Raw genomic sequence first — 22,376 nt, 5'->3', positions numbered from 1 at the left:
AAATAAACATTTCTCTATTATTTTTTTAATTCCAATCATATTTTCTAGTTCTGAAAATTTTTATATGCATAATAAATTCTTACCTAATTCAAAAGTTATTTTTATACTGGTATACTTTAAATTACATCATCAACTTGATGATATTGAAGATGGAGTACCTAATATATTTCAATAAACAATTAAAATATATTATTTATTGAGAATTTAACTATTTGAATCTATTTTATCATATTTTGGAAATATTTTCCTTTATTTTGAGATATCACTTAAATTATACCCCTACTTATCAAATAAAATCAATAATATACTTATTACTGATTAATTATATATAAAAATAAAATTTATAAATTGAGAATAAATCAGTTATATTTAGATATATAGCTTATAAAAAGATAATATATTTAAAAATGTCGAAATTATTAAATAAAAAAAGATTTTTTACAATATTTTCTAAATTATAAAAAAAATGAAAATAGCCATGTAACTAAATACTCACAGAATTCTTCTGCTTTTTAAAAGTTACATAGCTATTTTCATTACTAGCAATTATAGACTGCCTTTTTAAAACCAACCAATCTTTATCTAATAAAAAATTTAATAGTATTATATACAAAAGGCGCTACTAATATAACACTATCGAATCTATCTAATATACCCCCATGACCAGGTATTATCTTTCCATAATCCTTTATCCCTACATATCTCTTTATTGAAGATGCAAATAAATCTCCCAATTGAGCTATTATACTTCCTATGCTTCCTATTATAGCCAATTGAAGCAAATCAATACCAAATAAATACCCAAATAAAATACAACAAAGTGTACTTCCTATTATTCCTCCAATAGCTCCTTCTACAGTCTTTTTAGGACTCACTTTAGGAATTAACTTATGTTTGCCAAGTAAATAGCCACTAAAATATGCAAATATATCTGTCATAAAAGATATTACAAATATAAGCCATACATAGATATTTCCTCTTTCAAAGCTATTTATAGTTATAACTATAAAATCTAAAAATACTCCTATATAAAAAACTCCTAAAAATGTAATCGAAACATCTATAACATTGCTTTTGCCCATCAACATATAAATTATACTTGCTAAAAATAAAATGAAAAGCACTGCATAAGTATATTCCAATGGTAAGTTAAAAATATTTTTTACAGCTAAATAAATAGAAAATATATACCCTATAATAAATATTGGATGTATATCTTTTATTTTAAATGCTTTATAAAATTCATGTAATGCAATATAAACTATTGCCATCTCAGCTATATAAAGAGGTATCCCTCCATATACAACAAATAGAAATAATGGAACCAGAGCTAGTGAAGCAATAATTCTTGTAAGCATAAAATAATCTCCTTACTTAAGTCCTCCAAATCTTCTATCTCTTTTTTGATATAAATATATAGCCTTTTGTAATTCTTCTTTATTGAAATCAGGCCAATGTATATCAGTAAAGTAAAACTCAGAATAAGCAACTTCCCAAAGTAAAAAGTTACTCAATCTTTGTTCTCCACTTGTTCTTATGACCAAGTCTGGATCTGGTATAGACTTTGTGCTTAAATAGTTTTTTATAATATCTTCATCAATATTGTTTATATCTATTTTACCACTTTCACAATTTTTTACTATATCTATAAGAGCATTTTTTATATCTGCCCTACTTCCATAGTTCAATGCTAAATTTAAGTTAACTCCTGTATTGTCTTTTGTCATTTCCTTAGCTGAATTTAATTCTCTTATACAAGTTTTTGGTAAAGCACTTATCTCTCCTATAGCTGTTACTTTTACATTGTTTTGATGCAGTTCAGCTATTTCATTTCTTAAGTATGTAGATAATAAGTTCATAAGTGTATCAACTTCAAGTTTTGGTCTTTTCCAATTTTCTGTTGAAAATGCATATAGTGTCAAGTGCTTAACACCTAAATTTGAACATTCTTTAACTATATCTCTTATAGTTTCTACTCCAGCCTTATGTCCTGCAGTTCTTGGAAGAAATCTGGATTTTGCCCATCTTCCATTCCCATCCATTATAATAGCAATATGAGTAGGTATGTTATTTAAGTCTATGTCATACATGATGTTGTTATTCATATTTTGCCTCCAATATTGTTCTGACTCCTTAAATTAAGGAGTCAGAAAAGTATGTGATTATTAGTTCTACACTATCACCTATCTCAGATATTTTTATAACTCTAGGAACTACAAGTTTATCTTTATCCTTTTTACCTTCAATAGATTTTATGGTATAAGCTACATTTCGTTCATCAAAATATTGTTTTACCTCATCTATATGAAGACCTAAAAGGTTATAATATTTTTTCAATATTATACCTCCATTATATCCTTTTCTTTTTTAGCTAATAATGCATCTATTTCTTTTATAAATTTATCAGTCATTTTTTGAACTTCATCTTGTGCTTTCTTTAATTCATCTTCTGTTATTTCTCCGCCTTTTTCCATTTTCTTAATTTTTTCATTGGCGTCTCTTCTTTCATTTCTTATTCTAACTTTAAATTCTTCTGAAGCTTTACTAGCTTTTTTAGCTAATTCTTTTCTTCTTTCTTCTGTTAAAGCAGGTACAGAAAGTCTTATAACTTCACCATCATTTGATGGATTTAATCCTAAATCTGAGTTAGCTATAGCTTTTTCTATTTCGTGCATAGCAGATTTGTCCCAAGGAGATATCATTAATATTCTTGGCTCGGGTACAGATATAGCACCAATTTGATTTATTGGAGTTGGAGTTCCATAATAATCAACTCTTATTTTGTCTAACATTTGTGCATTAGCTCTTCCTGCTCTTATAGTTCCAAATTCGAACTTTAAAGCATCAATTGTCCCATTCATTTTCTCTTCTAATTGCTTATGTATTTCTAGTTTCATAATTTTACTCCTCCTTCATTCTTCATTATTTTACAGTAGTTCCTATATTTTCACCTTTTACTGCTCTTATTATATTCTCTGTTGTAAGCTCAAATACCTTTATTGGAATCTTATTATCCATACATAAAGATGTAGCTGTAGAATCCATAACTTTTAACTCTTTTTGTATAACTTCCATATGACTTAACTCTGTAAATTTCTTAGCATCTGCATGTACTTTTGGATCCTTGTCATATACTGCATCAACATTTTTAGCTAACAAGATAACTTCTGCTTCCATTTCAGCAGCACGTAAAGCAGCAGTTGTATCTGTTGTAAAGTAAGGGTTTCCAGTTCCTGCACCAAATATAACAACTCTTTCCTTTTCTAAATGTCTAACTGCTCTTCTTCTTATATATGGTTCTGCAATTTGTCTCATGTCTATAGCAGTTTGAACTCTTGTAGCAACGTCTATATTTTCTAGTGCATCTTGTAATGCCATTGCATTCATAACTGTAGCTAACATACCTATATAGTCAGCAGTAGTTCTATCCATTCCTTCGCTAGTTCTACCTCTCCAGAAGTTTCCACCACCTACAACTACAGCCACTTCAACACCTATTTCTTGTATTTTTTTAATAGCAATAGCAATATCATTAACTACATCATTATTTATACCAAAACCTCTTGCTCCCGCTAATGCTTCTCCACTTAATTTTAACAATACCCTTTTGTACATTGGTTTATCCATCAGAAACCTCCTATTTCAATCCTTCATATCCATTTTTTCTATTTTTTAAAAAAGAGAACACCTGCGTGTTCTCTCTTTGGTTATTATTTAAGTTGCTTAGCAACTTCTTCTGCAAAGTTTTCTTCTCTCTTTTGTATACCTTCACCAACTTCGAATCTCACAACTTTAACAACTTTTATATCAGAACCTACTGCTTTAGCAACATCAGCTACTAATTGTTTAACAGTTATATCTGGATTTTTAACGAAAGTTTGCTCTAATAAACAAACCTCTTTTAATTCTTTTTCTAATCTTCCTTTAACCATTTTTTCAACTATATTAGCTGGCTTTCCTTCATTTAATGCTTGTTGAGTTAATACTTCTGTTTCATGTGCTATGTATTCAGCATCTACTTCATCTCTTGAAACGTATTTAGGATTCATAGCAGCAACTTGCATAGCTACATCTTTACCTAATTCTAAAACTTTAGCATCTCTAGCTTCTGTTTCCATTTCAACAAGAACACCTATTTTTCCACCACCGTGGATATATCCAGCAACTTGTCCATTAGTTACAACTTTAGCAAATCTTCTAAAGTCTAATTTTTCACCTATTTTTGCAACTCTATTATTTAAAACTTCTTGTAAAGTTATTCCTTCTCTATGAGTTTCACCTAATAAAGAAGCGATATCTTCTTTATCAGTAGCTAATGCCATACAAGCAGCATCTTTAACGAACACTTTGAAGTCTTCATTTTTAGCAACGAAATCTGTTTCTGAGTTAACTTCTACCATAGAAGCAACTGTGTTATCATCGTTCATTTCTATTGCAACTAGACCTTCAGCAGCAACTCTACCAGCTTTTTTAGCAGCTTTTGATAATCCTTTTTCTCTTAATAAATCTACTGCTTTTTCCATATTTCCTTCAGCTTCTTGTAAAGCTTTCTTGCAGTCCATCATTCCTGCGCCTGTACTTTCTCTTAACTCTTTTACCATTTGAGCAGTTATATTAGCCATTTTTTAAGTTTCCTCCTACTTATTCTATTCCATATTATAAATGGTAAGGGCAACCCTTACCATTTAATTGTCAAATTATTATTCTTGGTCTTCAGCTACTTCTTCTTCAGCACCTTGTCTACCTTCAATTACAGCTGTTGCCATAGCACCAGTTATTAATTTTACGGCTCTTATTGCATCATCATTTCCTGGTATAGCAAAGTCTAATTGTTCTGGATCACAGTTTGTATCAACTATACCAACTACTGGTATACCTAATCTGTGAGCTTCTTGAATAGCTATGTTTTCTTTTCTTGGGTCAACTACGAACATTGCACCTGGTAATTCAGGCATGTCTTTTATTCCACCTAAGTACTTTTCTAGTTTTTCTTTTTCAGCTCTTAATTTTATAACTTCTTTTTTAGGAAGAACGTTAAATACGCCTTCTTCTTCCATTTTTTCTAATTCTCTTAATTTATTTATTCTAGTTTTTATAGTTTTGTGGTTTGTTAACATTCCACCTAACCATCTTTCATTAACAAAGTACATTCCGCATCTTTCAGCTTCATCTTTTATCGCATCTTGAGCTTGTTTCTTAGTTCCTACGAATAAGATTGGCTTTCCTGTTTCAGCTACTTCTTTAGTGAACTTGTAAGCTTCTTCAACTTTTTTAACTGTTTTTTGTAAGTCGATTATATATATTCCATTTCTTTCTGTGAATATATACTTAGCCATTTTAGGGTTCCATCTTCTTGTTTGGTGACCGAAGTGAACACCTGCTTCTAATAATTGTTTCATTGATATTACTGACATATTTACCTCCTGGTTTTATACCTCCAGCTTGATCTTCTCCCTAAAAAACCATGTAATAGGCACCTTTTAAGGATCCCAATGCTGTGTGTGATTTATTTTATTTTTTCACCTCTAGTAGTATATCATAGAGGTGAAAAAATAACAATATTTTTTCCATATTTTCTATTTTTATATTTTTTTGTATATTTTATACCATTTTTTTGAATTTAATTTGCAAATTTCATTTTTAATTTTGTTTTTAATGGTATATTATCAACACTATTATCACTAACTATATCTACACTTCCAAGTAAATCACCTGAGCTAGTGTAATATTTTATAGTACCCATAGTATCACCTTTTTTAACAGGATACTCCATATTTTTAATTTTTACTTCGGATTTTATATTTTCATCATTTTTTAATATTGTATAAAGTTCATTTTTGGCTTTCAAAGTAACCTCTAATTCTTTCATTCCTTTTATATATCTCTTACCAATAAAGCTATCTTTATCAATTACTTTTTTCATATTAAAATTCTCTTTTCCATATTTTAACATGGCCAAAGAAGAAGATATTCTTTTATCTTTATGATTAGCACCTAATACAACGCCTATTACTCTACGTTTTTTCTCATTTTTATCATTCTTATTAACAATCATAGAAAATGATAAACAATAACCAGCATTCCCAGTGTACCCTGTTTTTATACCATCAACTTCAGGTATAATTCTCAATAGTGCATTTGTATTGCTTTTTTCAAAGCTTCTATCTGAGTTTGTATAGGTTTCCATATCAGTTATAGCTGTTACTTGCTTTTCATAATGGTCAAACATGTATTTTCCAAGAATAGATATATCTCTTGCAGTAGATATATTTTCTTTTGCTGGTTTTTTTGGATTACTTAAATCATATATTGGAAGACCATTTGGATTTAAAAAATGGGTATTAGTCATTCCTATTTCTTTTGCTTTTTTGTTCATCCTATCTACAAATGCTTCTTTAGATTTACAAATATGTTTTGCTATAGCAATTGCGGCATCATTTCCTGATACAATCATAAGACCTCTCATAAGTTCTATAAGTGGCACTTCCTCACCAACTCTTAGTTTATAGCTTGAACCTTTCACTGAAGCAATGGACTTGTCTATCTTTATTATGTCAGTTTCTTTTACTTCTTTATTTTCAATAGCCTCTATTGCAAGTAAAAAAGTCATCATCTTACTTAAACTTGCTAAAGGTACCTTCATATCAGGTTCTTTACCATACAAGACTCTACCTGTTTCTTGGTCTATAAGTATAGATGTTTTTGAGTATTTGTCTACGGATTTTTCATCAGCATATGAATAATTTGGTATTATAAATGCTAGAATCAGAGTTAATGTTAAAATTTTTTTTATTCCGTTTTTCAATTTTTTCACCTTCTTGGATTATTAAGTATATTTATATTTAAATTTTCCCTCTTTAGTCCAATTTATATCTAGTAATTAATACCTATCCATATTTACACAGATATTATCTTATCATTCTCTTAATAATCACAGATGCCCAAATTGCTCCTATTGTAACTCCTAAAAATACTTCTATACCTGCTAAAGCTTTACCAATCAAACTTGTAGCAACCATATCTCCGTATCCTACTGTACTAAATGTAGCCATACTAAAATACCACAAATCTATATACGTTTTAAAAATTTCACTTGCTGAATAATTACCTAAGTTATTTATATTTAAAGTTATAAGTGTACTGTTTGAACTTTCTATACCTACAAATAGATATAATAGGGCAAAACTACTTATTATAGCTATAATCACAAATAATATATTCCATGGTTTTTCTCCATAACCTGTAGTATAGTGCGCTATTTGGTCAAAAAACTTTTCAACTAAATAACTGCTGAGAGTTGGATAATCAGAGCGTTTTATCATTTTACTACTATAAATTCTTTCCTTATAATAGTAAGGTCCTATCATCTCATAATCTCCAATTTTTGTAGCTTGATTTCTAGCTATTCTATAATTTATTTTTCCATGCTTGCATTCACTTTTTCCATACTCCACATTTTTAAGTATAAATTTTGTACACATACTAAAAATTATTCCATCCATTCTTGGAAAATTTTCTACCTTATTAACTACTAAATCAGGCCCTTTAAATTTTACTTTTTCAAATATCTTATCATTTATATATACCTTATTAAACTTTGTTTTATTAAAATCACAATTTTCTAAAAATACACAAGCATTAAAAAATACCTGACCCCTAAAATCTGTATAATTAAAAATAACATTTTTTTTAAAAAGATATTTTCTAAAATTTGCTTCTTGTTTAAATATTGTTTCAGAAAAATTTAATAATTTATAGTCATAAGTTAATATTTCTTCTGCATTAAATTTATTTTCAAATATAAAGCCATTAAATTCATTTATTTCTTCCTTATATATATTGTCCATCATTAGTTTTATATCTTCACTAGATTTATTTTCTTTATGAAAAATACAATATCCAGAAGAATCTGCTTCTCTATGACATTTTTTTCTTTCATCTATTTTAGATATCCATTTGCAATTCATAAATATCCTCCAGTACAAAAAAATTATCACTATTTTGTATTAGTTTGGATATTATTTTATTTTATATACTTAAATACATACAAAATATATATTAAATTGTTTATTTTAAAATTTTCAAGTTATTTCTCATTAGATGAACAGTAAAATTTATCTATACTCAACACCTTTGCTTGTCATCTTCATTAAAGTAGTATAATTACAAAACTACTTATCTTTTCTAAGTAGTTTTGTAACCATATTTAATGCTACTAAGTCATCCATAAATCCTATTGGAAATACAAAGTCTGGAATAACATCTGTTGATATAACAAAGTAAAGCAACATACTTCCAATTAATAAATATTTCTTTATTCCTAATTTTCCTGTACAAAATTCAGCATACATATCTCTCAGCCTATCTGTAAATTGACCTTGTTTTTCTATGGAATCTATTTTTTTACTAAAATTATCAAAAAGTAATTTTTTCCCTTCATCTGTTTGAACATATAACTTGCATTTACTTAACTCTTTCTCAATATTTCCGTTGAAATTTTTATCATTAATTAAATTTGCAAATCCTAGTACATCATCAAAGTTACTAAAATCGCTATCTATATTAAAAATTTGTTTATTATTACTGTTTTTAAATTCATATCCTGATGCTTTTAATAGCTCTTCTAAGTTTACATTTAAGTGTATTGCAATCTTTTCTAGGTGATTTATATTTGGTTTTTGTTTATTATTTGCTATTCGAGATATAGTAGATTTATCAATTCCGCTTTTTTTGCTCAATTCTCCCATTGATGTTGACTTTTCTTTTAATAACGTCTTCAATAGATTACCAAAATTCTCAACCTCACTATGTTGCTCCATTATTTTCACCTGCTTTATTATGTTTGGTTTTATATTATATAATATGAGTTTTTTGTTTTTTAGGTGTTGCAAAATGTTGAAATTTTATCAACACTCTATTGGTTTATCTGTAACAATTTATCTCTTTTTACAATACTATAAATATATAAGTACAAAATTTAAGAGAAAGGATGTTAATCTACTGTGATTGAATCAATTTTATTAGTGACTTCTCTTTGTATAGATGCCTTTGTAACAAGTTTTGGATATGGCGTAAATAAAGTTAAAGTTCCTTTATATTCGAATATAATTATTAGTGTGGTTTGTTCAGCAATTTTGGCAATTTCACTTTTTGCAGGTACAATAGCCAGAGACTTCTTACCTCAAAATATAACAATGTTAATATGTTTTTTAATTTTATTTTTATTAGGAAGTGCTCGATTAGTTGAGAGTTTCTTTAAATCTTATTTTAAGAAAAAATCCATACATTCAAAAGATTACAAATTTAATATGCTAGACCTTAAATTAAATTTTAATGTCAGTGTTGAACCTGATACTTTAGATACAAATAAATCTAAAATTCTTAAATCTGCTGAAGCATTTACACTTGCACTTGCTTTAAGCTTAGATGGATTAGCTATTGGATTTGGGAGTGGTCTTGTAGGTGTAAATTATATACAAGTTATCTTGTTTTCTCTAATTTCAAATGTAATAGCAGTATCATTTGGTTGTTTACTAGGAAATGTATTTGTTAAAAATATAAATCTAAATTTATCTTGGTTAAGTGGTTTGATTTTACTAATTATTGGATTTATGAAAATATGTTAACAAAAAGGCTATCTTAAAATTTTATTTTAGATAGCCTTTTTATATATATTTTAAAAGATAAAAACTTCTATTTAAATTTAATTATTATATTAGATAAAAATTGACAATCAAATACCTTTACTAAATTACAAACTTTTCTTATTGCATATTAAGTTTAATATATCCAAGCTGAACTCCCTTTGTGACAGCTTCTAATGAAGAAGATACATTTAGTTTATCAAAAATATTTTGGATATGATTAGACACTGTTCGCTCACTTAAATATAATTGACTTGCTATATCTTTTCTCTTAACTCCATTATATAGAAATTGCAATATTAATTTTTCTCTATCCGTTAGCTCTTCAATATATTTTATTTCATCTGGAAAATAATTATATCCATTTTGAATCTGATTTAATATTTCAATAAATTTATCTGGCTCGATATTTTTATTTATAAAGCCTTTAGTACCCATTTTTTGAGCTTCATACTTATATACAGGTAAATCATAACCCGTTAACATGACTATATTTACTTTAGGTATCATTCTTATAATGTCTTTTGCTAGAGACAACCCATCATTATCAATCTTTCCTAAATTAATATCAATAAGAATTATATCGGGTTTTTCATTTTTAATTATTGAAATTACCTGGGAAATATCTTTAATATAAATAAATTTTTCTATTTCAGTATAATCTTCCAATGCAATTTCTAAGCTTTTTGCAAATAACACATGGTCATCTATTAATAAAATATTTATAATAGTTCTCTCCTTCCATAGGAATTTTTACACTAATACTCAATCCAGAAGCTGTCTTATCAATATTAAGAACGCCATTTAACCTATGTAATTGTTCTTGAATAGATGATAGCCCATTATTTTGATGTCTTATTAAATCATATTCACTTTCCACTCCTACTCCATTATCTAATACTGAAAGAATTATATCTTTATTTTTTTGAATTAGTGAAATTTCGATTTTAGAACAATTTGAATGTTTAAAAGCATTTGTTACTAACTCTTTTAATATACGGTATATAATAAAATTATATGGCTCAGCCAAAAATATATTATCTTCACATGTAAAACAAATTTCTATATTTTTAGATAAATAATTGCCTCTAATCATAACAAACATATTTTCTATATTTTCTTTTAATGTAAGTGTTTTTAATAATATTGGATGATAATTTTGCATTTGGTCACGAATAGATAAATTTAATTTTTCTAATGTACTTACGATTATATATTTGACATCTGGCTTTTCAGATTTTTTCATCATATTTTTAATTGACAGTAAATCTTGTAATATTTCGTCATGTAAATAATTGGAAAAATCCTTTTTAAGTTCTTCCTCATTATATATCTGCATTAGATTATTTATTAAATTACTTTCTTGTACATTAAATTTTTCTACTGAATTTTTATTGCAGATGATATCATCAATATTTGTGCAAATTAAAATAAAATAAAGTAAAGTAAACCAAAATATACAATGTATTATTATAAAACATGTAATTATATTAAGGTCTAATAGTTTTCCAATTCCAACAAAAAATACACTTATTAGAGAAATAAAAATCAATCTTTTTTTACCATTTAGCATAGTAGTTTGTTTTATATCACCCTTATCCTTTATAGCAATATTATGGATACTAAATATGGCTAATGATACAATTAAATACATTCCTAGATTCTCAACATATTCCTGTTTTTTAGCAAAAACTATAGCATATACAAGAAATATAAATAATAAAATAGCTGAATATATAAAATTTCTTTTCTCACACTTTAAAACAAGTATCACAGTCTTTTTATATAAGATGATTAAGAATATAAAGCTTATAAAACTTATAATTATTTGTAATAAATAAAGTAGTGCAAACAGATGATTATCAATAAATTTTGAAACGACTGTCAAAACACACATAAGTTTCAATATAAATTCTAAGCTTTTCTGGTAGTTGTATTTGTAATCTTGAAAGAAAAATACAAATAAGAATCTTACACTTTCAAAAACAATAATGGGACTTAGAAAAAAAATTAATTCAGAAGATATTTTATTGTTATCAAGTAAAAATAAAAAGTACCAAGAAATCAAAACAAGCAAGTTTGTAAATTGTACAAGCACTCTATTTTGTTTCAAATTAATTAATTCAATGTACATTATATCAACAACTATAATAGATACAAGTAAAAGAGTGAAAATGGAAATACTTTTAATATTTTTATCATTAAAAAATTCATAAATTAGAAATAATACTATCAATAATTGATTTATTAATATAAAAATCTTTCTTTTATTATAATTGCCTTTGAACATATTAACTCCTTTCTGATAATTAATTATATGATAACATTACATAACTTGTAAATTAATTTATACATACGATGCTTATCTTCTATCTTCCAAATATTTTATAAAATTTTTAATACTATTTTTTAAGTACTATTTTATAACAAGAATACTTCGTCAAGACATAATATCCTACATATACGAGTGTAAATATTACAATTGCAAATACTATTGGAATTATTACAGGTGTATTACTTCCTAATATATTATCTATTAAAGCAGACTTGTAAGCAATTAATCCAAAGATACTATGTAACATCCCTAATATATATGGTATAGAAAAAAACACTAAAATCTGATTCTTAATTATTTTCTTTATATTTTTTTGACTATATCCTATTTTACTCAATATATTAAAACTGTTTCTATCATAAATGGCATTAGAAATACTGTGAAAATACAACATACTTCCTGTAGCAATAAAAAATATAACAGAAAGAAAGCTAATCAATAAAAAAGTCGAACTACTCTCATGCACAATTTCAAATTTTCTTTGGTAAGCACTTATAAAATATGGATTATCCTTTAATAAATTTTTAAGTTTTTCATAAATTTCTTTATTATCTCTCATACCTTTTCCATCAATACTTATGATAGAATTTCTTGATAGATTATTATATCTAGATATTTCATTGTATAATTTATCTGACACTATTAATGTCCCAATACTATTAGAGAAACTAATTGGATTATTCAATGTAGTATCTTTTATAACTACATCTACTTTTTTATCTGAATATAAATCTAAATTAAGGATTTTCCCTTTGTCCACATTTTTTTTACTTGGTCTATATTTTACTAATATACTTTCATTATAATCTAGAGGTTTAAAATCAAGTTTTTTCCCTTGTTGTTTAATTAATTCTATATAATCAGACTCTGATATACAATCAAATCCAGAGATTCTTCCTTTATCTTTGCCAATAGAATACTCAATCGGTAAATTCTTTGATGAAGAATTTACCTTTATAATATTTGTTTCATTGTATTTAAAATTTTCTACTAGTTCATAATCTCTTACAGCATTAATAATTTTATCAACATTAATTTTTTCTTCTACCTTAAATTCGATAGCAGAAGGTACTATACGAGAAACTGCTACTACAGGATAATAAATTGATAAAACAGTAGACGCAAATATACATAATGTTCCTGCTGACAGTAAAGTTAATAAAATTAATGTTTTTGCATTAGAACGTATGGAGTAAATAAACTTAGGAATTGTAATAATCTGTATTTCTCTATAAAAATGATTTTTTTTAGTCTTTAATATTCTAATAATATAAGGTAAAAATGAATTTATAAAAAAAATAGTTCCAACAACTACGCAAAGTAAGGTCAATATAGCAATTGGAGAAAATCCAATATTATACCAAACAGAATCCTTTCCTCTAGTCATATCAAAAGCTAGTACATATCCTAATACAAGCATAAAAATACCTATAAAAGCTATCAAAGGTCTTATTCTAATCTGTTTTTCTTCATTTTGCTCTATTTTTACTAAATTAAGAAGAGAATTTCTTCGAATCAATTTCCAATTTGAAAAATATAGTACAAGTAATATAACAATTAAAAATAATAGACTAGAAATAATAGCATTTTTATTAAAAAAGAGTATCTTTGAACTATCTATATTTAAATTTAATGAATACACTATTATATATATAATAAACTTATGTAATAATGAGCCAGTTAAAATACCTATAATAAAAGCAATTATACAAATAAATACATTTTCTATCATAACTAATTTTAATATATTTGATTTTCTATATCCCATCAAGGTGTATATGCCAAGCTCTCTCATTCTACGTCTTATAAAAAATCTATTTGAGTAAAGCATATAGAACAATACAAATGAAATTATAAAAATTGAAATAGTTTTTGTCATAGTTTCGACTCTTCCATCAGATGAAATTTTATTCATTATAATATCATTCATAGAAAAAGATACAAAACTAAAAAATATCATGAGTATAAAAGCTACAGAAAACAAATACAATGAATAAAACGAAAAGTTTTTCTTAAGATTCTTTTTAGCAATGTTATATATATTCATTTTTATTACCTCCTTTTAATGTATATTAATATATTTCTTCTAGTTTAGTGGTCTTACTAACTATAGCTTCAAAGAAATCTTTATGATTTTTTTCATTTTTTTGAAGTTCATCTATAATTTTACCATCTCTAAAAATCAAAATTCTATTACAAAAACTAGCTACATAAGCATCATGCGTTACCATCAATATAGTAGTTTTTAATTCTCGATTTACATCACTTAGTGTTTTTAGTAACTCATTTGCTGATACTGAGTCAAGTGCTCCAGTTGGTTCATCTGCAAGTATTATAGATGGTTTTTTTATAATCGCTCTTGCTGCAGCAACCCTTTGACATTGACCACCAGATAACTCATTTGGATATTTATACAAAATTGAATCTATTCCAAATCGTTTTGTCAATAACTTGATAGAATCTTCAATTTCACTTGGTTGCATATGTTTTAAAGTAAGTGGTACAGCTATATTTTCAAAAACATTCAAACTGTCAATCAAAAAGTATTCTTGAAATATAAATCCAATATTATCCTTTATAAAATCTGCAGTAGAGTTATTATTTAATTCTTTTAAATTTACACCATTAATTACTATCTCACCACTACTTACACTATCTATTGTAGATAATACGTTTAGTAAAGTTGTTTTTCCAGAACCTGACGCCCCCATAATTCCAACAAATTCACCACAATTCACCTCAAATGAAACATGATTCAAACTTGGCTTTTTATTTTTACTATAAATCTTTGTTACATCTTTTACAGATAATAGAACATCCATATTTATACCTCCTTTAATATTATTTCATCTATGTTTAAAGTATAAATTTTTACACAAAAAAAAACATGAGTAAAATACGCAAAAATAATCGCATTTATTACTCATGTTTTGTAAAATAATTATTTACATTTTAAATAGTCATTTGTGTTTTTATATTTGTTTTCTATTTTCTTTAATTTCTTTTTGAATCTGTTTAAGAGCTTTTTTTGAACCTCTCTGAATGTCTTTTTCCAATTTTCTATCTTTAAAACTAGTAAACAATGAATTTAAATCATATCCTTCAGGATATAACTCTTCTGCTTTTATACTAAGTTCTAATCTTTTTATATTTACTAATACAAAATTGTCTTTAAATAATACTTCTACATTATTAAACTTATCTCTAGGTTTATACACAACTCCAAAGTCATTTTCATCCAATAATTTTACTTTATCACCTGTATCATACTCTGTATAATGGGAAATAAATTCAATATTATCTTTATTTTCAGTATTGGATTGTAATTTACTTCTCTTAACTAAATCTAAATTGTAGTTTCTATCAGTTATATATTCTTTAGCTCTACTTAATACCTTATTTTTTATTCCCATTTTTTTAGAAATAAAAAGAGCATTACTATCCTCAGATTTTCCTATTGTTAACTTATATAATGGTTCTAAAGTTTCTTTATCAAACATCATACCTGCATTTTCAAATTCTGGATGCAAGTTAGCAAACTTTTTTATCTCACCATAATGAGTTGATGCTATTGTTATACATCCCATACTATAAAACTCTTCTAGTAATGATATTGCTAGTCCTGCTCCTTCATTAGGTTCAGTTCCACTACCTATCTCATCAAATAAAACAAGTGTAGAATTATTTGATGAGTTCATAATTTCTGCAATATTTTTTATGTGTGATGAAAAAGTACTTAGAGCATTTTCAATACTTTGATTATCTCCTATATCTACAAATACTTTTTCAAATACACTTAGTTCACTGTCTTCTTTAGCAGAAATATCAAGTCCACATTGAACCATCAAAGTTAATAGACCAACAGTCTTAAGAGTTACAGTTTTTCCACCTGCATTAGGTCCTGTTATTACAAGACTTCTATAATTTTTACCTATTTCAAAATCTAAAGGTACTACATCTCCTGTTAAAAGTGGGTGCTTACCTTTGATTATTTTTATATATCCATTGTTGTTTATTTTTGGAGTAATACCATTTATTTTTTGGCTATATTTAGCTTTTGCAAATACCATATCATATTCAGAAAGTATTTCTATATTTAACTTTATCTGAACTATTTTATCAAATATAAGCTCTGTTAAATAAGATAATATCTTGTATTCTTCAATAGTCTCATCGGCTTTTAACATAGTCAATTCTGTACTTAAATTTGACACACTTATTGGTTCAACGAATACAGTATTTCCTTTTGATGAAGTATCTAATATAGTACCATCAACTTCATTTTTATAAGAAGATTTAATCGGTATTACATATCTATCATTTCTTTTACTTATTATAAACTCTTGTATATACTTTTTGTTTATACTTGATGTTATAAACTTATTTAATCTATCTTTTATTTTTCCTTCTGTAATTTCTATATTTCTTCTTACCTTTTTTAATTCTTTACTTGCATTAGAATCAACTTTGTTTGATTTTATGCAGTAGTTTATCTCTTCCTCTATGTTTTTACATTCTGTTATATTTAAAGCATAAGAACTTAATGTAGGCGAATAAAATTCTTTGTCTAACATAAAAGCTTTCATCTTCCTACAACCTCTTAAAAAATCCTCTATATTTACAAGTTCAATAGGTTCTATTATCATTCCTTTTTCAATTTTATCTATTGTAGAACCTGCATTAAACAATCCTTCAAGTGGTATATGATTACTGTTTTCAATTATTTTTCTAGCTTCTTTATTTTCTTTTAATTTTCTTCTTACTACTTCAATATTTCCACTAGGAGTTAATTTGTCTATTAGATTTCTTCCAAGTGAACTTACACAATGTATTTTTATTAATTCTTTAACTTCATTTAATTGTAGTCTTTCAATTGTATTACTATTCATTATTTTACTTTCTCCTTTATTTATAAGTCATGAATTTTAAATAACTATTCCACTTACTTTTATAATAATTATTTGTAATCGACTTAATAAATAAGGAATTATTATGCATTAAACTCCTTATTTATTAAGAAGTCTAACCCCGGACTCACTAATGTTAGTATTTTTTTTCATAAAACACTGCTCCTTTTCTATTTTCAATTAACTATTTTAGTCACTTTAACATTATTTCATAAATTATATCCTAGTGTCAATATAAATAAATTTATTTATCTTTTAACATAATAAAAAACCCTATAATGCTCACTATTAAAACAAAAATAATGCTTATTCTTTCATTTATATCCATAATTTCTTATAGAGTCTAATTTTATAAAGATTACACATCATAGAGTTCATCTCTTTAAATTATCATACCTAAAAAAATATAAAAAACAGCTGATAGTATCAAAACATTCTTATATGCTTTAACAAAATCAGCTATTTTTAATTTAATATATTTTTAATTTTTAAAATTACCCTTTATAAGTAATTAGTGGTTTCATAGTTGCCACTACTTGAATAAGTTTATATTCTATCAAACTTTCAATAATTTGTTCTATATTTTTATATGCTTCTGGAGCTTCTTGAAATAATAAATTTATATCATTACATAGAATATAGCTTTTAAATTTAGTTTGTTTTATAGTGTCTTTATTATACTTGTTTTTAAGACGAGATTTACAAATTGAACGAGACCATTTTCTACCAGCTCCATGTGATAGAGAATATAAAGACTGTTCTGTATTTTCAGTAGGCATAACTATATATGATAGACTTCCTCTTGAACCAGGTATAATTACAGCTCCTCTTTCACTTGAAACAGCACCTTTTCTATGTATGAATTTATCTTCTCTTTTTTCTATAAAATTATGATTTATAGATAATATTTTTTCAATATTTCCAGATATACCTATTGATTGCATAATTTTTTTGCTAACAATTTCACGATTGCGCTCTGACCAGATTAAAGCTTTATCATGATTTATCATATAATCTCTTTCTTTTTCACTTCCAACTTCAATACCATTTTTGTTGTAGAACTTTTTAAGTATAGTTTCTCCATAATTTCTTGACCCACAATGAACTAACATCATTATGTCATCAGATGAAAATCTTAATTGCTCAAATTTTTCTTTATTGTGAATTTCATTTACACATTGAAATTCTATAAAATGATTTCCACTTCCAATAGTTCCCAAATTTGATATTGGACATTCCTCTTCATGTGGATTCATTATTTTTATATCAGATAAATCTTTAATTTCAGAAAGACGTTTAATCCATCTATCTTTTTTAAATTTCTTTTTGGAGATTCCAGTTTTAAATAAAGTCATTCCACAACCTATATCATTTCCAATTATATGTGGATAGATAATACCTTCAGTTTCAACTGCTAGACCCACAGGTATTTTACCTGCATGTAAATCAGGCAATCCTACTATTCTTAAAATTCCATTTAATTTTGAAATATCTTCAAGTTGTCTCTTTGCTATATCTTCAATCCAACACTTGTTATTTGCTATTACTTTTATTTCACTCATACTTTGCTCCTTTTTAATATACTCCTGCCTTTAAAAAGTAGCAAAAAGCTGTGACTTTTAGCCACAGCTTTTTTATTTTTAAACTACAAAAGCAGGTGGCTATTTGTTAAAATACTCTTAAACGTTTAATACCTCATCATTTTTTGCTAACATAATAACCACTTCCTCTCATAATTAAAACAATACTAAAATTTTAATCTATATGTATATTATTTATAGACATTTATTTTAAAATGTACAATATATAATTTTTATATTATAGAACCTATAATAATCATTGAAATCATAACTATTGCTAAACCAGCAACAACAATTTTTTTATGTAATTTTCTTCTCACTTTACTTTTATCTTCTTTTTTGACCTGAACAATTTTTTTTGGTTCTTCTTCTACTTTATCTTCAACCTCTATATATGCTTTTTCATACATTACCTTGCTAAGGTCAACAATAATATCATTAGCTCTAGTATACTTATTATTTCTACCAAGCAGCCTTTTTATAACATTTATAAGTTCTATATTTCCATTAATTGCTCTTATACTATTCCAGTCTAGTCCTTTATCAATCAATTGTAACATCTTTTCTTCTGAATTTGCTTCTCCAAAAGGTAATTTCTTAAATATAGACTCAAACAAAATAAGACCTGTTGCGAAAAAATCACTCTCTCTATCAGTATAGTTTATACATAGTTGATGTGGGCATAAATACTTTCTATTTCCATAGCTTCTTGTATTAACCCCATTATTTGCTCTTGTAATTCCAAAATCACAAATTTTAATATTATATTCTGTATTCACCATTATACTACTTGATTTTAAACTGCCATGATATGAATAATTTCTATGTATCATTTCTAAAGCCTTTAAAACTTGTATCATTATATTTATAATTGCTTCTAGATGAAGATAATTACCTAGAATTAATTCATCTAGGCCAATACCATCAAAGTCTTCGCTTACAATATAATACAATGTTGTTTCTTCTGTACAATGAATCCCAACATCAATTATTTTTAGTATATAAGGAGAGTTTATTTCATCTAAAGCAGTACTTTCATCAATTAAATTTGATACAAAATCTTCACAAATATAGTTATTGTGTTTTATAACTTTTATCAACACATTTTTTCTGTAAAAAACATCCCTAGCCTTATAGATTTTGTTAATTTCTAAAACGTCATCAGAATTTACTACCTCATACCTATTGCCTATAAAATTCAACCCTGTCACCTCCTCATACATTTTATATAACTAAATCTATTTATAATTATACCAATATATAGGAATATTTTCTATATATTAATGATTCTAATATCAAAACGACAATTAATAAGTCTACTCTTATACAAAAAACAAGAGAGTTCTCAACTCTCTTGTTTTTTGTATCAATTCAATATTAATCTAAAAAATAATCTATTTTTTCAATTCTTTATAAGAACTATTTGATATATGTTCTCTTTTTATGACTTTCCCACTTGAGTCTTTATACACTCTATATGTAGAATATTTATCTTTTCCAGTGTTTTTTACTTCTATAGATATATTTGGTTTGTCACCAGAATTGCCATATACTATAGATGATACACTTCCTCCACCTGCATAATTTTTAATATATACGGGATGGTTATATGGATTTTTAAATTTTAAATTTAATCCTCCATCACTTACTGTAGCATCTCTACCTCTTGGCACATAAGTAGATGCAGATGAGTGATTTGTAACTTGTGTTATTTCCATACCTGAAAGGAGAGCTGCATTATAAACTGTTGAAGATGTTTGACAAACACCTCCACCTGCTGATTGCTCTAATTTCCCATAAACTATAACTGGTGCATCTTTGTAACCATTAGCTTTATTGCTAGGCCCTGTAAGTTTATTATATGAAAATTCTTCACCTGGCATTAGTAAAACATCACTAGTTTTTCTTGCTGACAATGCCACATTATATGCTCTACCTGATACAGATTGAGAATATGTTGTTGAATATTGGCCTATAACAGAATTCACAGATTTTACTTGTTCTGTCGTTATATCTGGTTTTTGAAGATTTACTTTTAGTTCTAAAGACTTGTACTCTTTATTTTTTATCATGTTGTATATAGATTCTTTATTTGATGCCAAGTCAAATTCTCTACCTACAACAGACTCTGTGTAATTTAATCCACCACTTCCAACACTAATTGAAGCATTTTTCATTTTAACATTGATACTATCAGCTACTGAAGATACTTGAGCACTAAGTTTTGCCTCATCATATCCAGATTCTATTTTTAGGGCTAGCTTATTTATTCTTATATCGATATACTTCTTTAAGTTTTGAAAGTAAGAACCTTTTTTTGTACTCTCATAAGCATTTTTTACAACTTCTTCTGTGTTATATTTTAAATCAATATCATTTGGAGATATTTTATAATCTTTTCCATCATAAGTAAGATTCAGGTCTTCTGGAGTATACTTATCTGTTATAGCTTTTAATGCTTCTTCTTTGGTCATATCAGATACATTTATATCTTCTATATATACATTTTTAGCTATTTTCCCATTATATAGAAATTTGTTGTTAAAAAAATAAGTAGACACACCTATTGCTACAGCTAAAACTGCTAATACTATTATGAAAGTTCGTTTTTTTTCTTTTCCTAATTTTGAAACCCTTGTTGTACTTCTGCTCATAAATTCACCTCATTTTAACACTAACTTAATTTATCTTAATTTTGCTTATTAAAGTTTCCCTTTCAAAACTACTTTAGATTATATTTGAATAGCTTTTTTTAAACAAGGCATTTAAGCAAATGTAACTTTATTGTAAATTTATGTCTTATAATTAGATTTCTTTTTGACACTTTTTAATTATATTTTTTTAATTATACCTTAATAAAAAATTTACCCCTTATTTACGAATATTGATTAATCTACATTAAAAATTAAATATATCCTATTACTGGATAATGGTCTGATAAATAAATCTTTTCTACTATATATCCTTTTAGTTTAGTTTTTCTATCAGCAAAAATATAATCTATCCTAGAATTTGACTTTTCAAAGGTTGCTAAGTGAGATTTATTTAAACAAACAGCCATATCATTAAACATATCTAAAGAGATATTTTTTTCATTGAAATCACCACATAAAACAACAGCCCCTACTAATCTATTTCTGTAGTCTATTATTTCATCTAGTTGCTTTGTCCTCTCTTCTCTATCTAAACCTAAGTGTGTGTTTATAATATTTATAATTCCTCCATAATCATCTACAGTTATACAAAGTGCTCCTCGCTGTTCTTTTTTACTAGTTAAAAAAAAATGATTATTGTTTAATATTTTTAATTTTGTAAATGTACAAATTCCATATATCATATTTACCTTTTTTACATTTGTGGCAAATACACCATCCATATTTAAAACAGCCTTTAAAGCTAAAAATTGAGGGTATAGTACTTCCTGCAAACAAACCACATCACAATTTAATTGTTTTAAATACATTCCCATTTTAGGTAATGTCAATTTATTATTTGAATCCATACCTTTATGAATATTGTAGGTTACTATTTTCATTAATATCACCTCTTATGCAGTATTATGCCCTTGAGATTTAAACTCATTTATTTTTTAGTCTATAAAACACTGTACTGCTTTCTAAAAGTCAAGTAATCACAGATTTTATCACAAAAAACCTAACTTAAGTATTTATATTCTACATAAGTTAGGTTTTACAAAATTTTATAGTATTTATAATTTTATGCATTTTTAATGATGATTCTCCTTTTTTATTTTTTTCAATTTGCCTTCACTTACAACAAATAAAAATCCCATCTTTTTATATATTTCATCTAATTCAATTAAAGTCACTTCACCATTTTTTAAATTTGTTAATGTTATATCTTGTATTTTTCTTGATGGAATTATCATAAGTTATCAACACTCCTTTAA

The 22,376-nt window shown here is 26.2% G+C and carries 21 protein-coding genes; 1 reads left to right on the top strand and 20 read right to left on the bottom strand.

What is annotated here, in order from left to right:
* Window positions 1-578: 578 nt before the first annotated feature.
* From KGF36_RS02880 to KGF36_RS02835, 10 genes are all read right to left on the bottom strand, one after another.
* A complete protein-coding gene (locus KGF36_RS02880) occupies window positions 579-1,358 on the bottom strand; it encodes a phosphatidate cytidylyltransferase (RefSeq protein ID WP_227434788.1) in 780 nt (259 codons plus the stop codon).
* 12 nt (window positions 1,359-1,370) lie between these two features.
* Complete coding sequence (locus KGF36_RS02875; protein WP_227434789.1) at window positions 1,371-2,105, bottom strand: isoprenyl transferase; 735 nt, start codon at window positions 2,103-2,105, stop codon at window positions 1,371-1,373.
* A gap of 28 nt (window positions 2,106-2,133) precedes the next feature.
* The gene (locus tag KGF36_RS02870; RefSeq protein ID WP_227829504.1) at window positions 2,134-2,337 is read right to left on the bottom strand and encodes a hypothetical protein; all 204 of its coding nucleotides are present in this window, start codon (window positions 2,335-2,337) and stop codon (window positions 2,134-2,136) included.
* Window positions 2,338-2,339: 2 nt separating this feature from the next.
* On the bottom strand, window positions 2,340-2,897 hold the full coding sequence (frr, locus tag KGF36_RS02865) for a ribosome recycling factor (protein ID WP_227829505.1): 558 nt from the start codon (window positions 2,895-2,897) through the stop codon (window positions 2,340-2,342).
* Between the two features lie 25 nt (window positions 2,898-2,922).
* Window positions 2,923-3,627 carry a UMP kinase gene (gene pyrH / locus KGF36_RS02860; protein WP_227829506.1) on the bottom strand — a complete coding sequence of 235 codons (705 nt, stop codon included), beginning with the start codon at window positions 3,625-3,627 and terminating at the stop codon, window positions 2,923-2,925.
* Window positions 3,628-3,710: 83 nt separating this feature from the next.
* Entirely contained in the window at window positions 3,711-4,622 is a 912-nt protein-coding gene (gene tsf, locus KGF36_RS02855) for a translation elongation factor Ts (RefSeq protein WP_021384993.1), read from the bottom strand.
* A gap of 78 nt (window positions 4,623-4,700) precedes the next feature.
* Window positions 4,701-5,414, bottom strand: coding sequence for a 30S ribosomal protein S2 (rpsB, locus tag KGF36_RS02850; RefSeq protein ID WP_003424537.1), 714 nt, complete (start codon window positions 5,412-5,414; stop codon window positions 4,701-4,703).
* A 206-nt stretch (window positions 5,415-5,620) separates the two neighbouring features.
* Window positions 5,621-6,805: a D-alanyl-D-alanine carboxypeptidase family protein gene (locus KGF36_RS02845; RefSeq protein WP_227829563.1), complete on the bottom strand. Its 1,185-nt coding sequence runs from the start codon at window positions 6,803-6,805 to the stop codon at window positions 5,621-5,623.
* Between the two features lie 103 nt (window positions 6,806-6,908).
* Window positions 6,909-7,967: a potassium channel family protein gene (locus tag KGF36_RS02840; RefSeq protein ID WP_227829507.1), complete on the bottom strand. Its 1,059-nt coding sequence runs from the start codon at window positions 7,965-7,967 to the stop codon at window positions 6,909-6,911.
* Between the two features lie 204 nt (window positions 7,968-8,171).
* The gene (locus tag KGF36_RS02835; RefSeq protein WP_227829508.1) at window positions 8,172-8,819 is read right to left on the bottom strand and encodes a helix-turn-helix domain-containing protein; all 648 of its coding nucleotides are present in this window, start codon (window positions 8,817-8,819) and stop codon (window positions 8,172-8,174) included.
* Between the two features lie 183 nt (window positions 8,820-9,002).
* Here KGF36_RS02835 and ytaF point away from each other — a divergent pair, with 183 nt between their 5' ends.
* Window positions 9,003-9,626, top strand: a complete 624-nt coding sequence (ytaF, locus tag KGF36_RS02830) for a sporulation membrane protein YtaF (RefSeq protein ID WP_227829509.1) — start codon at window positions 9,003-9,005, stop codon at window positions 9,624-9,626.
* A 138-nt stretch (window positions 9,627-9,764) separates the two neighbouring features.
* On the opposite strand, the gene KGF36_RS02825 is transcribed toward ytaF, so the two are convergent.
* The 10 genes from KGF36_RS02825 to KGF36_RS02780 form a co-directional block, all read right to left on the bottom strand.
* Complete coding sequence (locus KGF36_RS02825) at window positions 9,765-10,343, bottom strand: response regulator transcription factor (protein ID WP_304521140.1); 579 nt, start codon at window positions 10,341-10,343, stop codon at window positions 9,765-9,767.
* A 4-nt stretch (window positions 10,344-10,347) separates the two neighbouring features.
* Window positions 10,348-11,934, bottom strand: coding sequence for an ATP-binding protein (locus KGF36_RS02820; protein WP_227829510.1), 1,587 nt, complete (start codon window positions 11,932-11,934; stop codon window positions 10,348-10,350).
* A 112-nt stretch (window positions 11,935-12,046) separates the two neighbouring features.
* A complete protein-coding gene (locus KGF36_RS02815) occupies window positions 12,047-14,026 on the bottom strand; it encodes an FtsX-like permease family protein (RefSeq protein WP_227850051.1) in 1,980 nt (659 codons plus the stop codon).
* A 25-nt stretch (window positions 14,027-14,051) separates the two neighbouring features.
* Window positions 14,052-14,801, bottom strand: a complete 750-nt coding sequence (locus KGF36_RS02810; RefSeq protein WP_227829512.1) for an ABC transporter ATP-binding protein — start codon at window positions 14,799-14,801, stop codon at window positions 14,052-14,054.
* Window positions 14,802-14,951: 150 nt separating this feature from the next.
* Window positions 14,952-16,868: an endonuclease MutS2 gene (locus tag KGF36_RS02805; RefSeq protein WP_227829513.1), complete on the bottom strand. Its 1,917-nt coding sequence runs from the start codon at window positions 16,866-16,868 to the stop codon at window positions 14,952-14,954.
* A gap of 512 nt (window positions 16,869-17,380) precedes the next feature.
* A complete protein-coding gene (locus KGF36_RS02800; RefSeq protein WP_227841575.1) occupies window positions 17,381-18,448 on the bottom strand; it encodes an RNA ligase RtcB family protein in 1,068 nt (355 codons plus the stop codon).
* A 251-nt stretch (window positions 18,449-18,699) separates the two neighbouring features.
* On the bottom strand, window positions 18,700-19,677 hold the full coding sequence (locus tag KGF36_RS02795; protein ID WP_227829565.1) for a protein kinase domain-containing protein: 978 nt from the start codon (window positions 19,675-19,677) through the stop codon (window positions 18,700-18,702).
* A gap of 183 nt (window positions 19,678-19,860) precedes the next feature.
* Window positions 19,861-21,120 (bottom strand): VanW family protein, encoded by a 1,260-nt coding sequence (locus KGF36_RS02790; RefSeq protein ID WP_227829515.1) that lies wholly within the window; start codon window positions 21,118-21,120, stop codon window positions 19,861-19,863.
* Window positions 21,121-21,371: 251 nt separating this feature from the next.
* The gene (locus tag KGF36_RS02785; protein ID WP_227829516.1) at window positions 21,372-22,001 is read right to left on the bottom strand and encodes an endonuclease/exonuclease/phosphatase family protein; all 630 of its coding nucleotides are present in this window, start codon (window positions 21,999-22,001) and stop codon (window positions 21,372-21,374) included.
* 192 nt (window positions 22,002-22,193) lie between these two features.
* The gene (locus tag KGF36_RS02780) at window positions 22,194-22,355 is read right to left on the bottom strand and encodes a hypothetical protein (protein ID WP_227434804.1); all 162 of its coding nucleotides are present in this window, start codon (window positions 22,353-22,355) and stop codon (window positions 22,194-22,196) included.
* Window positions 22,356-22,376 lie beyond the last annotated feature (21 nt).

Source organism: Clostridioides sp. ZZV14-6009, from assembly GCF_020658095.1.
Lineage (GTDB): Bacteria > Bacillota > Clostridia > Peptostreptococcales > Peptostreptococcaceae > Clostridioides.
The sequence above is the reverse complement of the archived record's forward strand: the minus strand, read 5'-3'. Positions and strand labels throughout refer to the sequence as shown.

Coding starts and splice junctions, on each gene's coding strand:
- KGF36_RS02880 (WP_227434788.1), bottom strand. CDS start 1,358: ATGCTTACAAGAATTATTGCTTCACTAGCTCTGGTTCCATTATTTCTA.
- KGF36_RS02875 (WP_227434789.1), bottom strand. CDS start 2,105: ATGAATAACAACATCATGTATGACATAGACTTAAATAACATACCTACT.
- frr (WP_227829505.1), bottom strand. CDS start 2,897: ATGAAACTAGAAATACATAAGCAATTAGAAGAGAAAATGAATGGGACA.
- pyrH (WP_227829506.1), bottom strand. CDS start 3,627: ATGGATAAACCAATGTACAAAAGGGTATTGTTAAAATTAAGTGGAGAA.
- tsf (WP_021384993.1), bottom strand. CDS start 4,622: ATGGCTAATATAACTGCTCAAATGGTAAAAGAGTTAAGAGAAAGTACA.
- rpsB (WP_003424537.1), bottom strand. CDS start 5,414: ATGTCAGTAATATCAATGAAACAATTATTAGAAGCAGGTGTTCACTTC.
- KGF36_RS02840 (WP_227829507.1), bottom strand. CDS start 7,967: ATGAATTGCAAATGGATATCTAAAATAGATGAAAGAAAAAAATGTCAT.
- KGF36_RS02835 (WP_227829508.1), bottom strand. CDS start 8,819: ATGGAGCAACATAGTGAGGTTGAGAATTTTGGTAATCTATTGAAGACG.
- KGF36_RS02820 (WP_227829510.1), bottom strand. CDS start 11,934: ATGTTCAAAGGCAATTATAATAAAAGAAAGATTTTTATATTAATAAAT.
- KGF36_RS02815 (WP_227850051.1), bottom strand. CDS start 14,026: ATGAATATATATAACATTGCTAAAAAGAATCTTAAGAAAAACTTTTCG.
- KGF36_RS02810 (WP_227829512.1), bottom strand. CDS start 14,801: ATGGATGTTCTATTATCTGTAAAAGATGTAACAAAGATTTATAGTAAA.
- KGF36_RS02805 (WP_227829513.1), bottom strand. CDS start 16,868: ATGAATAGTAATACAATTGAAAGACTACAATTAAATGAAGTTAAAGAA.
- KGF36_RS02800 (WP_227841575.1), bottom strand. CDS start 18,448: ATGAGTGAAATAAAAGTAATAGCAAATAACAAGTGTTGGATTGAAGAT.
- KGF36_RS02790 (WP_227829515.1), bottom strand. CDS start 21,120: ATGAGCAGAAGTACAACAAGGGTTTCAAAATTAGGAAAAGAAAAAAAA.
- KGF36_RS02785 (WP_227829516.1), bottom strand. CDS start 22,001: ATGAAAATAGTAACCTACAATATTCATAAAGGTATGGATTCAAATAAT.
- KGF36_RS02780 (WP_227434804.1), bottom strand. CDS start 22,355: ATGATAATTCCATCAAGAAAAATACAAGATATAACATTAACAAATTTA.